We start from the raw sequence: 14,507 nt of genomic DNA, 5'->3' as shown, positions 1-14,507 counted from the left end.
CGCCGGCGGCGTCCTGGACGCCCCGAACGGGGGCGCCCAGGACGGGCAGGGAGGCTCACAACTCCTCACCCAGCGGCAGCCGGTGGATGCCCGGAAGGTACTCGTCCAGCTCCCCCGGGGCGAACCGGGACATCCCCACGACGTGCCAGAACTCACCGGCCACGTCGCCCTCGTACTTGTAGCCGCCGGACGGGGTCAGCGCCGCCCAGCCGCCCGTCATGCCCATCAGCGTCGCGCGCAGCGACGGCGGGCCGCCGTCCGCCGGCAGGTTCCAGAGCCGTACGGTGCCGTCCTCGGCGCCGCTCGCCAGCGTCGTACCGTCCGGGGAGAAGGCCAGGGAGAGCACCCGGCCGGTGTGGCCGACGAGGTCGGTGACGTGCTCCCCGGTCTCCGCGTTCCACAGGCACACCGACCGGTCGTCGCCGCCGACCGCCAGCAGCGGGCGGCTCGGGTGCGCGGCCACGGACCACAGCCGGCCGCCTCGGCCGCGCAGCCGCGGCCCCGCCTCCCCGTTCCGCCAGACGATGGCGCTGCCGTCCCAGCTCGCGCTGGCCAGCCAGGCGCTCCCCGGCCCGTACGCGACGCCGTACACGCGGTCCGCGTGCCCGGTGCTCCCGCCCAGTTCCTCGACGAGCCGGCCGCTCCTGGCGTCCCACACCCGTACGACGCTGTCGTCGCAGCCGGTGGCCAGGACGTCGGCGTCCGGGCGGAAGGCGATCGAGCGGACCCGGCCCCGGTGCCCGGTCAGGTTCGACACGGGGGAACCGGTGGGGCGGAACCAGACGCGCACGGAGTCGTCGTCGTTGGCGGTGGCGAGCAGGGTGCCGTCGGCGTTGAAGGCCTCCGCCCAGACGTGCTCGGTCTCGGCGTCGAGCTCCCTCAGGTATTCGCCGCGCGCCGGGTCCCACAGGTACATGTCCCCGTCGTTGCTGGCCGTGGCCAGGAGGGGCTCGACGGGGCTGAACGCCGCCGAGACCAGCCGGTCTCCGCGGCCGGAGAGCTCGTCCGTACGCCGTCCCGTACGCGTCTCCCAGAGACGTACGACCCCGTCGTTGCCCGCCGTCGCCAGCTGCGCGCCGTCCGCGCTGAAGGCCACGCCGCTGATCCGGCGGCCGTGGCCGCGCAGGATGCGCTTGCCCTGGCCGGTGGCGGAGTCCCAGATCTGCGCCCCGCCGTCGTTGCCGACGGTGAGCAGCTGGCCGTCCCCGGGCCGGAAGGCGCACGCCCAGGCGGTGCCCCGGTGCTCGGCCGGCTGCTGGGGGTGGAGGGCGATCGTGTAGCCGTGCGGCCGCCCGGTGGTGACCGTCCACAGCCTGACCGCGCCGTTGCTGTCGCAGGCGGCGAGGAGCTTGCCCTCGTCTCCGAACAGCACTTGGTAGACGGCGCCCGTGCCCCGTTCGAGGATTCCGGCGGGGGTGCCGACGACGGGGTCCCAGAGCCGTACCTGGCCGTCGGTGCAGCCGCTGGCCAGGAGGTTGCCCTCGGGATGGAAGTCGAGGACGTACACGCGGCCGGTGTGTCCGGTGAACTCGTGCAGCAGCCGTGCGTCCGCGGTCCGCCAGATCCGCACGGTGCCGCCGCGCCCGCCCTCGCCCCGGTCGGCGGTCGCGAAGAGCGTGCCGTCCGGGCTGAACCGGGCGCGGTAGACGGCGCCCTGATGGCCTTCGATCTCCCGGACGCAGTGCCCGGTGGCCAGGTCCCAGAGGCGTACCTTCGCGGTCGCGTCGCCGGTGAGCAGGATGCCGCCCGGGCCGTAGACCGCGGTGTAGACGGGTGCGGTGTGGCCGGGCAGCCGGTGCACGGGCACGCCCGTGGCCACGTCCCACACCGTGACCAGGCCCTCGCGGTCGCCGGTGGCGAGCAGGGCGCCGGCCGCGTCGAACGAGACCGGCCACACCCCGTCGGGGTGGACCCTCAGGCTGTGCCGGCACGCGCCGGTCACCGGGTCCCAGAGCCGCACCGCGCCGTCGGAGCCGCCGGTGGCGATCACGTCGGGCCGGAACTTCACGGCGTACACCCGTCCTTCGTGCCCCTGGAGGGTGCGCACGGCCCGGCCGTCGTCGGCGCCGCAGACCAGGATGGAGCCGTCCTCGCTGCCGACGGCGAGGAGTTCGCCGTCGGTGCTGTACGCGATGGGCTCGGGGAGGCGGCTGGTGCGCATGCCGAAGCCGTACGGGACGCCGACCGCCGACGGCCGGAACCCGGCGTCCACCGGCATCCCTGGGGCGATCGAGGCGGTCCTGAGCTCGGGGGCCGAGCGCACCGCGTCGTCCATCGTCACGTCGATCAGCGCGGACCGGTGCCAGCGGCTGCCGGCCAGCGCGGCGCCCCGCAGATCGGCCCGGGTCAGCCGGGCCCGGCTCAGGTTCGCGCCGGTCAGGTCGGCGCGGCTCAGGTCGGCCCGGTCGAGGCGGGCGCCGGTCAGCCGGGTGCCCCGCAGCCGGGCGCCGGAGAGGTTGGCGCCGACCAGGCGGGCGTCCGTCAGATCTGCGTCGCTGAGGTCGACTCCGGAGAAGTCGCGGTGCGAGAGGTCCTCACCGGCCAGCCGGGCGCCGCGCAGGTCGGCGTTGGCGGGCACCCGGAGCCGGTCGCTGATCCGGACGGCGTTGGCGCGGGCGGCGTCGTTGGTCCCGCGCCCGGGTGAGTCGAGGGCGTCGCGCACCCATCGGGCGCACCGTTCGTGGTCGGCGAGGTCGCAGAAGAACTCGACGGCGAGCTGGCTGAACGGGCGGGCGTGGAGCAGGGTGTGCTGGCCCCGGGCGAGCTGGCGTGCGGCCTCCCGCGCCACGAGCCATTCGACGACGGAGCCGTGGATGAACTGGAACACCCCGTCGTCGCTGCGCACCAGCAGGCTGCCCGCGCCGACGGCCTGGGCCCGTTCGGACGGGGTGAGCGGGGATTCGGTGAGCTCGCTGAGGGTGGTGGCCACGGTCTCGGTGAGCTCGTCGAGCCGCAGGGCGCTGCGGCCGCTCTCCCACAGCCGCCGGGCCAGCGCGGTCACCGCGGCCCACAGCTCGTCGAGGGTGAGTCCGGGCGGGGCGCCGGGACCTCCCTGGCCGCGGAGCTCCTCGTAGCCGAGCCAGGAGGTGAACACGTCCTCGTAGAGCCGGGCCGGGCTGAGGGCGCGGCCCGCTCCGGCGACCGCCCGCAGCTGGTCCTGGCTCAGGTCGGCGACGAAGGAGAGCAGCCGGGGGTTGCGGCAGAGCATCAGCAGGTCGGGGATGTTGCGCAGGAGCTGGAAACGCTGGTCGGCCGCGCGCTCGTCGCCGTAGCTGCGGACCAGGTAGGAGCGGATCTGCGCCGGGGTGAAGCCCTCGACGGAGAGGATGCGGCGCTGCGGCAGCAGGCCGACGCGTTCGCCGAGCGCGGTGAGGACCTGGGCGTGGGACTTGAAGTGCTGGGTGCGGCTGCTGACCACGATCTTGGCGTGGTCGACGGCGGCGTCGAGGAGGACCTGGAGGTGGTCGGCGGCGCGGTCGTAGCTGACCCGGTGGACCAGTTCGTCGAAGCCGTCGAAGAGCAGGACGACGCGGCCCTGGGCGAGCATGTAGCGCAGGGCCCGCAGGTCGATGGTGTCGACCTCGTGCCCGGCCAGGTGGGCGGCGACCAGCCCTTCGAGGCTGTGCGCCCGGTCGAGGGTGTTGAGCGGGATCAGCAGCGGGGTCAGGTGGGGGAGGTGTTCGGGGATGCGGCGGGCCAGCTCGCGCAGGGCGAAGGTCTTGCCGTGTCCGAAGTCGCCGAGGAGCAGGACGAAGCGGCCGTGGTCGGACTCCAGCAGCTCGAGCAGCTCCTCGACCAGCCCGTCACGTTCTTGGCCTGCACGGTCCTGGCCGTCGCTGCGGTCGGCGTCGCGGTAGCGCTGGGGGAGGTAGAGGCCCGGGGGGTACTGATCGCTCCCGGCGAGCCGGACGGTCTGGGCGGCGACGTAGCCGCGCAGGTCGAGAAGGCCCTGGAACTCGATGAAACTGCGCACCCGGACCCGGACGCCGTGGCCGGCGGCCCGCTGCCGCAGCCCGCTCGCGGGGGCGTCGCCCGCGTACACCAGGACGGCCTCGGAACCGGTGTCGGTCGCGTGCACCTGGGCGATGAAGCGGTCGATCTCGTCCTCGGTGGGGGTGCCGGGGTGGACGGCGATGCGCTGCTGCTGGACGACGCCGTCCTCCTGCTCCTGCCAGGTGGCCATGATCTGCGCCATGTCGGCCGGTTCGCGGCGCGGGACGTCCCGCAGCCGTACGCCCTCCCTGCGCACCCGGCAGATCTCCTTCACCCGCTCGATGAGGGAGGCGGCCGGATCCTCCAGGGGAGCCCTGCCCTGTGTGTGCTCGACGGTGATGACGGCGGGCAGTTCGGGGACGGGGAAGACGCGGCGGGTCTGCCTCCAGTCGCCGGGGAAGTGCTCCCCCTCGGCCGTGATCCGGTCGTCCCAGCGGGTGACTCCGTCCGCGGTGACCCGGAGGAGCTGGAAGCGGGCGGGGGCGGCGGAGCCGAAGAGCGGCAGTTCGCCGGCGGGGCCGGGCAGCCGGGTGCGGCTGGGGACGCCGGTGAGGGTGCGCGGCCCGCCGGTCGGGCCGTGCAGCAGCAGGTGCAGCCGCGGGGCGGCCAGCCGGGCGAGGGTGTCGGCGTCCCGCAGACCGCCGGGGCCGCCGATCGCGTCGCCGGGGCGGCGGCCGTCGGTGAGCGGGTGGCGGAGCGCGCCGATGCGCAGCCAGCCCTCCTCCTCGTAGCGGCGCATGGCCTCGGCGAACCAGGCGGCCTGGTCGCGGCCGATGTACCCGTACTGCTCCTCGGGGCGGTGGCTGTAGGCCATGGAGGAGTTGAACCCGGCGACGACCGTGCTCAGTTCCGGCACCGGGAAGAGGGTCCAGGGCTGGTCGCTGTCGAAGACGGTGTCCAGGCCCTGGTAGAGGCCGCGGAAGAGCCGGGTGTAGTGGCGCCACTTGGGCCAGTACGGCGGCTGCGGCGCGACCTCGTCGGCCTCGCAGGTGTGGAAGTAGGCCTGGGACGCGGCCTGGTTCACGTCCTGGGCGCCCGGCACCACCATCACGCGCTGGGGGGACAGGTCGAGCTGGGACCGCAGGGCCGTCAGGAAGCTGAGGGCCTGGTCGCACTCGCGCGGACTGCCGGACGCGGTGAGGTCGCCGGTCACCACCATCAGGTCGGGGGCGGGGGCGCCCGCGTCCCTGAGCATGATCAGGTCGCCGCGGATCTGCCGGCTGAGCGAGTCGGGCTCCCGGCCGCGCCCGAAGTCCGGGCCGGCCAGGTGCAGGACGGTCACGGCGTCCTGGGCCCGGCCGCCGCCGGCGGCGGAGTCCTGCGGGTAGAGCGGTGCCCGGGCCGGCCGTCGGCGCCCCGACCAGCCGGGGCCGGCGAGTGCGCTCGGCTGCGGCTGGGCCGGGTTCGGCTGCTCCGGGTGGCGGACGGGGGCGGGGCCGCTGCCCGGGTAGCCGGGCCGCCTGCCCGGGCGGGCGTGTCCGTCTACGGCTTGCTCGACCCGGGTCAGCAGCAGGGAGCGGGCGGCGTCGATGTCGGCCACGCCCACGAGGTCGACGTAGGTGATGGTGGCGAGCAGTCCCTCGATCGGCATCTCGTCCACCCGCACGGTCAGCAGCCGTCGTTCGGGGGACTCGGGCGATGCGCGGAGCGCGGCCTGCCATTCCATGCGCCCGTAGGTGGAGCGCTCGTAGTGGCGGGACAGTACGGCGATCACGGCGCGGGACTCGCTGACCCCGCGGTCCATGAAGTCTATGAAGTTGGTTCCCGGTACGAAGTCCCAGGCCTGCACGACCGTGCGGTAGCCGGCTTCCTCCAGGGTCCAGGCGATCCAGGCCGCCCACGGCTCGTCGGCCGGCGAGTAGCTGATGAAGAAGTCGAACTCTCTTGCGGGAGCGCCGAATTGCCCATCCGTCATCATGGGAACCATGGTAGGAGTCACCCCGCCCGAGCGGGCCTGTCCGGATCCATCCGGGCCGCCTGACGGCCGACCGCGCGTACGTGCGAATCTGTTCGACGTGTCTCTCCTCAGGCGGCTGCACCCACTGGACTGGCTGGCCGGCGGCCTGCTCACCCTCGGCGTGCTCTGCGTCGCCACGGGCCTGCTGCCCGCCGAGCCCGCCGGCGAGGTGATGGAGCGCATCGGTCCGCTGCTGGTGTTCCTCGCCACGGTCATCGTCCTCGCCGAGCTGACCGGCAAGGCGCAGGTCTTCGACGTGGTCGCCACCTGGGTGGCGCGGGCCGGGCGGGGAAGCTATCCCCTGCTGTTCGTTCTGTGCGTGCTGTTCGCGTCCGTCACCACCATCACCCTCAACCTGGACACCACGGCGGTGCTGCTGACCCCGGTGATGCTCGCGCTGGCGACCCGGGTGGGCATCGCGGCCGTGCCGCTGGCGATGACGACGGTCTGGCTGGCCAATACGGCGAGCCTGCTGCTGCCCGTGTCGAACCTGACGAACCTGCTGGCCGCGGACCGGGTCGCCCTGGCCCCGTCGGAGATGGCGGCCACGATGTGGGCCCCGCAGCTGGCCTCCATCGCGGTCACGATGGCCTGCCTGTGGGGCTTCTACTGGCGCCAGGGGCGCCGCGGCGCGCTCCGCTACGAGCCGCCGTCACCGCCGCGCCCGGCGGACCGGGTCCTGTTCCGGGTGTCCGCGGTGGCGTGCGCCGGCTTCCTGCTGGCGATCCTCGCCGACGTGCCGCTGTGGTCGGCGTCGATGACGGCCGCGCTGATCGTGGTGGTGGCCTTCGCGGTGCGCGGCAGGGAGGCACTGCGCCTCTCCCTGGTCCCCTGGCGGCTGCTCGTCCTCGTTCCGGGGATGTTCCTGGTCGTGGAGACCGTCAACGCACACGGACTGCACGAGATCCTGGCGACGGCGATGGGCTCCGACAACGGCGTCGTCGGAATGCTGAGGTCCGCGGCGGTCGGGGCCGGCTTCTCCAACGCGCTGAACAACCTGCCGGCCTACATGGCGGGCGAGGCGGCCATCCCCGAGGCCAACCACCACCAGCTCCTCGCGCAGCTCATAGGCGTCAACGTGGGCCCGGTCGTCACCCCGTGGGCCTCCCTGGCCACCCTGCTGTGGTTCGAGCGGTGCCGCTGGCACGGCACACGGATCGGGCTGGGCCGCTTCCTCGGTACGGGGCTGGTCCTGGCGGTGACGGGCACGCTGGCGGCGACGCTGGCGCTGGCCGCCACCACGTGAGCACGTCCGGCGCGGGTACGGGCCCGGGCCGTCCCGGGCAGGTCACACCACGTGCCGGGCACGCCGCACACAGGGTCACGCCACGTGCCGGGTCGCCTCGCCCACCTCCCGCAGCAGGTAGGCGAGGGTCTCGCCGCGCGCCGCCACATAGCTGCGCCCGCTGTCGTCCCCGGCGAAACCGGGCCGGAACCGCGCCCCGGACAGCGTGCGCAGCTCCACCCCCGCCTCGGCCGCGAGCAGCGCCCCGGTCGGCAGGTCCACGCCCTCGGCCCGGTAACCGACGAAGGCGTCGATCGTGCCGCGTGCCAGCAGGCTCCAGCCGAGCAGCGGCGCCCACAGCTGCAGCACGCGCCGGCAGCGCAGTTCGAGCACGGCCCGCAGCGCCACCGCCGTCGGGTCACCACGCTCCACGGCGTACCCCTGGGTCCAGGCGACGACGGGCCCGGGGCGCGGCAGTGCGGGGCCGGGGCCGGGCAGTGGGCCGGATGTGCCGTGGGCCCCGTGCCCCCTGACCGCGTGCCAGGTCTCCCCGGTGACCGGCTCGTGCACCACGCCCATCACCGGGGCACCGCCGAGGCACAGCCCGATGCCCACCACGTACGCGGGCAGCCCGATCGCGACGTTGTTGCTGCCGTCCAGCGGGTCGACGAGCCAGGTGCGCTCGCCCGCCGCGTCGAGGAGCCCGGCCTCCTCGGACAGGATCCGGTCGTGCGGGAAGTGGCGCTGGATCCTGCCCAGTACCAGCCGCTCGGCGGCGAGGTCGAGGTCGACCTGCACGTCCCCGGACTCGCCCTTCGTCCGCAGGCAGTACGCCGTACCGAAGCGCCGGCGCAGCAGGCCGCCCGCCTCCTCCGCCGCGGCGACGGCGACCCGCCTCTCGCGGTCGAAATCAGGCCCGCTGTTCGGCATCGATCCTCCTGAGGACGGTATGGACGCTGCGTACGGTCTGCACGGTGTCGCACAGGCGGCGGGTCGTGCGCCGCGGGCGGCCGTCGAGCGGCCCGAGCGAGAGGTCGGCCTGCCCGGGGACGGAGAACCCGTGCACCAGGGTGGCGGCGGGTTCCGGGCCCTCCAGGGCGGTGGCGTGGAACTCTCCCGCGGGCAGGGTGTAGGTCTCCCCGCCGGAGCTGACCTGGGCGGGCCCGGGCTCGCTGCGCACCAGCAGGTCGGTGGGGCGGATCTCGTCCACTCCGTCGCTCCCGCTGTGCACCTCGAACACGCGGTGGGTCGCGCCCTCTTCGCCGTCGCCCACCGCGGTCGTCCGTACGGGAAGGTTGGCCACCCGCCCGTACAGCACGCGGCTGCGCAGCTCCCAGCTGTGGGCGTGCATGGGCGACGCGTCCGGCTCGGCGCGGTTGCCGGCGTCGAAGAGATGGACGCAGATCCCGCGCGGGCCCTCTCTCAGCAGCGGCAGGCAGAGGAATCCGAGCGGATGCCGAACGGCACGCAACTCCCTTTCGCCGCAGGCTATTTCCTCCAGGGTGACAAGGGTCCTTTCCAGCTCGCGGTCCATGGAACGCGCCGCAGCGCATCACCTCCTGTAAGGGTCCTCCGCGTGCAGCGCCTTCTCGATGATCTTGCCGATGTCGCTGTCGGTGAAGACGCGCGGCAGCGGAAGCCGCAGGTCTTCGAAGAGCGTGCGCACCTCGTCGACGGTCGGTTCCTGGCCGAGCGGCGACGCGACGCGCAGGTCGAGCACGGTCGCCTGCTCGCGGCTCTGGTGCAGCTCGGTGACGTAGTAGTCGTAGAGCGGCTGGCCCCGTTCCACGAGCAGGTTCACCCGGGACTGGTCGTCCTGGGTGATGACGAGGCAGGTCTCGGACAGGTCGAAGCGCAGGGTCGGCACGGCGGACGACAGGTGCACGCTGATCTCGAGCGTCGTCAACTGCCGCTGGTACCAGCAGGCGGCGAGGACGGTGGCGTACGACTCCCGGCGGACCCGGTCGGTGGTCCACAGGTCGTCTCCGCGGCGCTGCACGCCGAACATCTGGCGGAAGCGGGCGTACGCGGCGCAGGCCCGCTCGTCGGCCGGGTTCACGATGTCGATCTTCACGTTGAGCTGCGAGCGCTGTTCCTTCGCCGCGCGCACGCACAGCGGCAGGGTGACGGCCCGCAGGTAGGTTCCCGTACCGCCCTTGAAGTACCAGAGGTTGGTGTGCTGGCGGGCCTTGCGCAGCGCTTCGCCGACCTCGTTGCCCGACAGCGAGCGCACCATGGCGAGGTCTTCCAGGGCCCGGCGGGTCCCGCTCATCGCCTCCTGGATGCTCGCGGGCCGGCGCACCCGCTCCACGATCGACCCGGTCGCGAGCAGACCGAGGACGACCAGGGTGGCGCCGGAGGCCACGTCGTCGCTGACGACGTCACCGAAGATGTCCAGGAAACCGACCGCCATGGCGACCAACAGGGCGACGACGACATCGGCGTTGCGCAGCACCCAGGCCACGAAGCGCTCCAGCCGCCCGACATGTGCCGCCATCCACGCACCCCCCTCCCTCACCCGTGTCCGATGGTAGAGACGCTCGGGCGGCGCCACCAGAGCGCACTCGGGCGGGACGGGGCACGGCCGGGGCACGGGGCGGGGGCGGGCGCCCGTTACGATCTCCCCTCGTGATCAACAAGGGGGAATGGATGTCGAACGCCGACCGCGCCGTGCTGGGCCCGCTGGGGCCGAACGATCCGCAGGAGATAGCCGGTTACCGGCTGCTCGCCAAGATCGGTGAAGGCGGCATGGGCTCCGTCTACTTCTCCCGGACCCGGGGGAACCAGCCGGTCGCGCTGAAGGTGATCCGTCGCGAGTTCGCCCAGGAGCAGGACTTCCGGGCCCGGTTCGAGCACGAGGTGCAGGCGGCCCGCCGGGTGCAGGGCTACCACATCGTGCCGGTCCTCGACCACGACACCAGTGGGGAACAGCCCTGGCTGGCCACCGCGTTCGTGCCGGGCCTGCCGCTCGACGAGGCACTCGCCTCCCACGGGCCGCTGCCGCTGCCCGCCGTGTTCCAGCTGATCGGCTGCACCGCGCAGGCGCTGCACTCCGTACACGCCGCCTCGGTGGTGCACCGCGACCTCAAGCCCAGCAACATCCTGCTCGGTTCGAACGGCCCCTGGGTGATCGACTTCGGGATCGCGCGGGCCACCGACACCACCCAGCTGACCCGCAGCGGCGGGTTTATCGGAACCCCGCAGTACATGTCCCCCGAGCACGCGCTCGGCAAGCAGGTCACCCCGGCCACCGACATCTTCGCGCTGGGTCTGATCGCCGCCGTGGTGGCCACCGGCCGGCACCCCTACGGCGACGGCGGGGGCATCTCGATCGCCGCCTCGATAGCCAACACCCCGCAGCAGGCACCGGACCTCAGTGGTTACCCGGACGCGCTGCGGCCCCTGCTGGAGCGGTGCCTGGCCGCCGATGCCGCGCAGCGGCCGCTGCCCGCGGAAATCGCCGAGTGGTGCCGGAAGTCGGCGGGCCGGGAGCTGCGCGATTTCGCGGACTGGCTGCCCGCGCCGGTCACCGCGGAGATCGCGCGGCGCGAGCAGCTGGCGCAGACGCCCCCGCAGCCCGCGCAGCCTGCGCCGCCCGCGTACACGCCGACCCACGCCCCCGAGCCGGCCCGGCCGGCGTACGCGCCCACGCAGGCCTCCGCCCCGGCCCACCCGGCATACGCGCCGACGCAGGGGCCGACGGCCGGCCCGCACTCGCCCATTTACAGCGCCCCCACCGGCCCCGCCTACGCCGCGCCCGCCGGCCCGGCGGCCCCCGCCGTCGCGGCCCCGGGCGGCAAGGGCCGCGGCCGCGTCCCGCTGATCGTCGGCGCGGGGGTCCTGGCTCTGGCGCTGGTCGCGGGCGGCACCTGGTACCTCACGCGCGAGGACGGCGACCCCGGCAAGGCGACCGCGGGCGACGACAAGCAGAAGACGGCGGAGCAGCCGAAGGACGCGGCCCCGGCGGCACAGTCCAGCGGCTCCGCGGCCGCGCCCCGGTCCTCGGCCCCGGCCTACACCGCGGTCTTCAAGGACAAGCCCCTGAAGATGCTGGCGGGCCGGGAGTTCGGCAAGGGCTCCGACGTGGACCTGGACTTCCCCAAGGTGGCTCCGTTCGGGGAGATCGGCTGGAAGGACCAAGAGCTGGCGATCGGCTTCGAGGACGTCAAGAGCAGCACCCCCTTCGGGAAGAGCAAGGGCCCCACCCCCGAACAGTGCGAGACCGGGGCGGCCACCAACCCGATCCCCGACAGGCTGCCACGCTCGGACCTCTCCGGCGCGGACAGTGCCATCGTCCAGGGCGACCTGCTGTGCACGGTCACGTCCAAGGGCAACCTGGCCATGGTCAAGATCGTCACGGTCGAGCCGTCGACCAGCAAGCAGTACACGGTCCCGACGTACCTCACCGAAGTGACGCTCTGGAAGCGCCAGCCGTAGGGGGCCGACGGCTCAGCCGGCCGCGTCGAGCAGCAGCTTCGCGGCCACCGTCGCCCCGTCGGTGCGGAACGCGGCGGCCACGGCGGTCGCCCGGGCGCGGGTCCCCGGCGTCAGGGCCGTCTCGAGGGCGGCCGACAGGGACGCGAAGGCCGGGGTCGGACCGTCGTGGGCCGCGCCGATGCCCAGTTCGGCCACCCGGCCCGCGAAGTACGGCTGGTCCGCCCCCTGCGGTACCACCACCTGGGGCACGCCGGCCCAGGTGGCCGTCGTCGTCGTGCCCGCGCCACCGTGGTGTACGACGGCGGCCGCCCGCCGGAAGAGCGCCTGATGGTTGACCTCGCCGACGACGAAGCAGTCGTCCTGGTCGTCGATCAGGGCCAGGTCGGCCCAGCCGCGGGAGAGGACCGCACGGCGGCCCTGCGCGCGGATCGCCTCGATGGTCGCCCGGGCGACGTCCTCCGGATCGCGCATCGGAATGCTGCCGAAGCCCACGTACACGGGCGGTGTGCCGGCGTCCAGGAAGGCCGTCAGGTCGGCGGGGAGCGGGCGTTCGTCCGGCAGGACCCACGCGCCGGTCTGCACGACGTCGAGGTCGGCCGGCTGCTGCCACGGGGCCAGGACCGGGTCCGCGGCCAGCCACGGGCGGTCGGTGAAGACGAGGTCGCGGACGTTGTCCACCGGCGGCAGGCCGATCGACGTCCGGTGGGTGTTGACCGCCTCGCCGAACACCGCCTGGGCGTCCTGGACGTCCCGGTCCCACAGCTCCCGGTTGTCGGTCACGTCCGCCGGGAGCGGCCGGCCCGGCCTCGGCATCGGCGGGTGGTGCGGCGACGGCAGGCTGACCGGCTGGTAACTCGCGTACACGTAGCGGATGCCCAGCTTCTCGGCGACGGCCTTCACACCGGCCACGGCCGGGACGAGGCCGGTCGCCACCAGGACGTCGCACTCCTCGGCCGCCGCGCTGACGTTGTCGTAGAACGCGGCGACCAGCTCGGCCGCCCGCCGGGGCACACCCCCGGGCGAGGGCGGGACCTTCCCGGTCACCAGTGCGCGCACGGACTGCCCCGTCGGCACCATCTCCACGCCGACCCCGGCCAGCCGCTTCGCGAACTCCTCGTCCGGCGGCGCGCACACCCGGACCTCCGCACCGAGTTCCTGCAACCGCACCGCGAGACCCACCAGCGGCTCGACGCCCCCGCGCGAATCGTAGGCCGACAGCAACACACGCATTTCCGTACTCCCAATTCCGCGGTTTCTGACTACGGTTGGAGATTCTGCGGCACGACCGGGATCTTGTGGCAAGCCCCCCGGTGCGCTATATGTTGAGCGTGGCAAGGAGTGATCACTCTCCTTGCCTTCTTCGTCTGCGGTGCCGCTCACGCCCCGGCGAACAGGGACACCACGATCAGGATCACCAGGGTGGACAGCGCAGGCGCCTGCAGGCGCCGGATGCGGGCCGTGGCGACGAGTGCCGGGCCGATCGCGCAGGTCAGCACGAACGGCCAGGTGAGCTGGACGTTGGGGCTCCCGGGAGCGTTCAGCCAGTCGCCCGAGCACGTGAGGACGTACGCCATCAGCAGGAGGCAGACCGGCACGCTGAGGCCCAGCGGGTGGACCCTGGAGATCCAGAGGCCCACCGGGACGAGGACGACCACGATCGCGACGGCCAGGACGAGCGCGTAGAGCGGGTAGTACGTCAGGCAGACGCCGGGCTCGTCCTTGCACACCTTCGCGTCTTCACCCAGGCCCCAGTTCCATGCGCCGGACACGGCAGTTCCGGTCAGCGCCCCGGTGGCCGCCGCACCGGCTATGCGCACGGGTTCCCACATGCCTCCGCCTTTCCGTGGAAAGGCCTCGGACGACGTCGAACAGGCCTTGACCGCAAGGACTTTACGCGCGCGGCACGTCGCCACGTCAAGGACCGCCTACGAGCGGGACGCGCCCGCCGTGGCCGTCGGGCGGGATGCCGGGAGGGCGAAGGCCTCGGCCAGCAGTTCGTAGGAGCGCTGCCGGTCGGCCGGGTCGGACGTCAGGGTGTTGATGACGAGCTCGTCCACTCCGTGGGTCCCGGCGAGGGCCGTCAGCACGGCGTACACCTGCTCGGGCGCCCCGGAGACGAGGGCCGTACGGTGCACCTCGGCCCGCTCCAGTTCGGCGCCCGTCCACCGGTGGCGGCGCGTGGTCTCGTACGACGGCAGCGGGGCGTCCTGGCCGAGGTCCTTGCGGGCACGCCACAGCAGCAGGCTCTGGGCCAGTTCCTCGGCGCGGCCGGCACTGTCCGCGGTCACCACGCGCACCGCGAGCGCGCCGCCCGCCCGGCGGCCGGTGGCCGCCCGGAACTCGGCGCGGTAGTCCTCGAACGCCTCCCGGCCGCCGGCCGGGGAGAAGAAGTGCCCGAAGGCGAACTCGGTCCCCAGCAGACCGGCCAGCCGCGCCGACTCGCGCCCCGCGCCCAGCAGCCACATCTGTGGCGGGACCGGCGCGTGCGGTACGACTCCGCCCTCGCCCAGCAGCACCCGGAGCTCCGCCAGCCGCTGCGGGAAGTCGCGCGCGGGCCCGCCCGCCCGGCCGATCCCCAGGTCGACCCGCCCGGGGTAGAGGGAGGCCAGTACGCCGAACACCTCGGCGACCTTCGCCGGTTCGTAGCGGGGCAGCAGCACGCCGCCCGTCCCGATCCGCATCCGCGAGGTGTGGGCGAGCAGCGCTCCCGCGAGGATCTCGGGCGCGCTGCTCGCGAAGCCCGGGGAGCCGTGGTGTTCGGCGGCCCAGTACCGGGTGTAGCCGAGGTCCTCCGCGCCGCGGGCCAGGTCCACGGAGGCGCGCAGCGCCTGGTCCGGGGTGTGGTCCTCGCCGACCGGGGTCTGGTCCAGCACCGACAGTCGCAGGTTCGTCATG

9 protein-coding genes are annotated in these 14,507 nt (G+C 73.7%); 2 read left to right on the top strand and 7 right to left on the bottom strand.

The features are described from left to right. Positions 1 to 55: 55 nt before the first annotated feature. A complete protein-coding gene (locus RIU97_RS34135) occupies positions 56 to 5,908 on the bottom strand; it encodes a TIR domain-containing protein (protein WP_404963038.1) in 5,853 nt (1,950 codons plus the stop codon). 100 nt (positions 5,909 to 6,008) lie between these two features. On the opposite strand from RIU97_RS34135, the gene RIU97_RS34130 reads away from it, so the two are divergent. Beyond that, positions 6,009 to 7,196, top strand: a complete 1,188-nt coding sequence (locus RIU97_RS34130; RefSeq protein ID WP_404961357.1) for an SLC13 family permease — start codon at positions 6,009 to 6,011, stop codon at positions 7,194 to 7,196. Positions 7,197 to 7,271: 75 nt separating this feature from the next. Here RIU97_RS34130 and RIU97_RS34125 read toward each other — a convergent pair whose 3' ends face one another. The 3 genes from RIU97_RS34125 to RIU97_RS34115 are packed head-to-tail and all read right to left on the bottom strand — an operon-like array spanning position 7,272 to position 9,672. Beyond that, positions 7,272 to 8,105, bottom strand: a complete 834-nt coding sequence (locus tag RIU97_RS34125) for an inositol monophosphatase family protein (RefSeq protein ID WP_404961356.1) — start codon at positions 8,103 to 8,105, stop codon at positions 7,272 to 7,274. Then, positions 8,086 to 8,709, bottom strand: coding sequence for a hypothetical protein (locus tag RIU97_RS34120; RefSeq protein ID WP_404961355.1), 624 nt, complete (start codon positions 8,707 to 8,709; stop codon positions 8,086 to 8,088). The genes RIU97_RS34125 and RIU97_RS34120 overlap by 20 nt, the downstream gene beginning before the upstream one ends. 18 nt (positions 8,710 to 8,727) lie before the next feature. Then, positions 8,728 to 9,672: a hypothetical protein gene (locus RIU97_RS34115; protein WP_404961354.1), complete on the bottom strand. Its 945-nt coding sequence runs from the start codon at positions 9,670 to 9,672 to the stop codon at positions 8,728 to 8,730. A 131-nt stretch (positions 9,673 to 9,803) separates the two neighbouring features. Here RIU97_RS34115 and RIU97_RS34110 point away from each other — a divergent pair, with 131 nt between their 5' ends. Further along, on the top strand, positions 9,804 to 11,612 hold the full coding sequence (locus RIU97_RS34110) for a serine/threonine-protein kinase (protein WP_404961353.1): 1,809 nt from the start codon (positions 9,804 to 9,806) through the stop codon (positions 11,610 to 11,612). A gap of 12 nt (positions 11,613 to 11,624) precedes the next feature. On the opposite strand, the gene RIU97_RS34105 is transcribed toward RIU97_RS34110, so the two are convergent. From RIU97_RS34105 to RIU97_RS34095, 3 genes are all read right to left on the bottom strand, one after another. Further along, positions 11,625 to 12,842, bottom strand: coding sequence for a glycosyltransferase (locus RIU97_RS34105; RefSeq protein WP_404961352.1), 1,218 nt, complete (start codon positions 12,840 to 12,842; stop codon positions 11,625 to 11,627). A gap of 146 nt (positions 12,843 to 12,988) precedes the next feature. Further along, the gene (locus tag RIU97_RS34100) at positions 12,989 to 13,441 is read right to left on the bottom strand and encodes a hypothetical protein (RefSeq protein WP_404961351.1); all 453 of its coding nucleotides are present in this window, start codon (positions 13,439 to 13,441) and stop codon (positions 12,989 to 12,991) included. Positions 13,442 to 13,537: 96 nt separating this feature from the next. Continuing rightward, positions 13,538 to 14,506: an LLM class flavin-dependent oxidoreductase gene (locus RIU97_RS34095; RefSeq protein ID WP_404961350.1), complete on the bottom strand. Its 969-nt coding sequence runs from the start codon at positions 14,504 to 14,506 to the stop codon at positions 13,538 to 13,540. Between the last annotated feature and the right edge of the window lies 1 nt (position 14,507).

This window comes from Streptomyces sp. 147326, from assembly GCF_045000215.1.
In the GTDB taxonomy this organism is placed as follows: Bacteria; Actinomycetota; Actinomycetes; order Streptomycetales; family Streptomycetaceae; genus Streptomyces.
Note: the sequence above shows the minus strand (reverse complement) of the source record. Positions and strands in the feature narration are given on the sequence as shown.

What these genes read in the sequence shown, in the direction of transcription:
- RIU97_RS34135 (WP_404963038.1), bottom strand. Translation starts at nt 5,908, where the DNA reads ATGACGGATGGGCAATTCGGCGCTCCCGCAAGAGAGTTCGACTTCTTC.
- RIU97_RS34115 (WP_404961354.1), bottom strand. Translation starts at nt 9,672, where the DNA reads ATGGCGGCACATGTCGGGCGGCTGGAGCGCTTCGTGGCCTGGGTGCTG.
- RIU97_RS34120 (WP_404961355.1), bottom strand. Translation starts at nt 8,709, where the DNA reads ATGGACCGCGAGCTGGAAAGGACCCTTGTCACCCTGGAGGAAATAGCC.
- RIU97_RS34095 (WP_404961350.1), bottom strand. Translation starts at nt 14,506, where the DNA reads ATGACGAACCTGCGACTGTCGGTGCTGGACCAGACCCCGGTCGGCGAG.
- RIU97_RS34125 (WP_404961356.1), bottom strand. Translation starts at nt 8,105, where the DNA reads ATGCCGAACAGCGGGCCTGATTTCGACCGCGAGAGGCGGGTCGCCGTC.
- RIU97_RS34100 (WP_404961351.1), bottom strand. Translation starts at nt 13,441, where the DNA reads ATGTGGGAACCCGTGCGCATAGCCGGTGCGGCGGCCACCGGGGCGCTG.
- RIU97_RS34105 (WP_404961352.1), bottom strand. Translation starts at nt 12,842, where the DNA reads ATGCGTGTGTTGCTGTCGGCCTACGATTCGCGCGGGGGCGTCGAGCCG.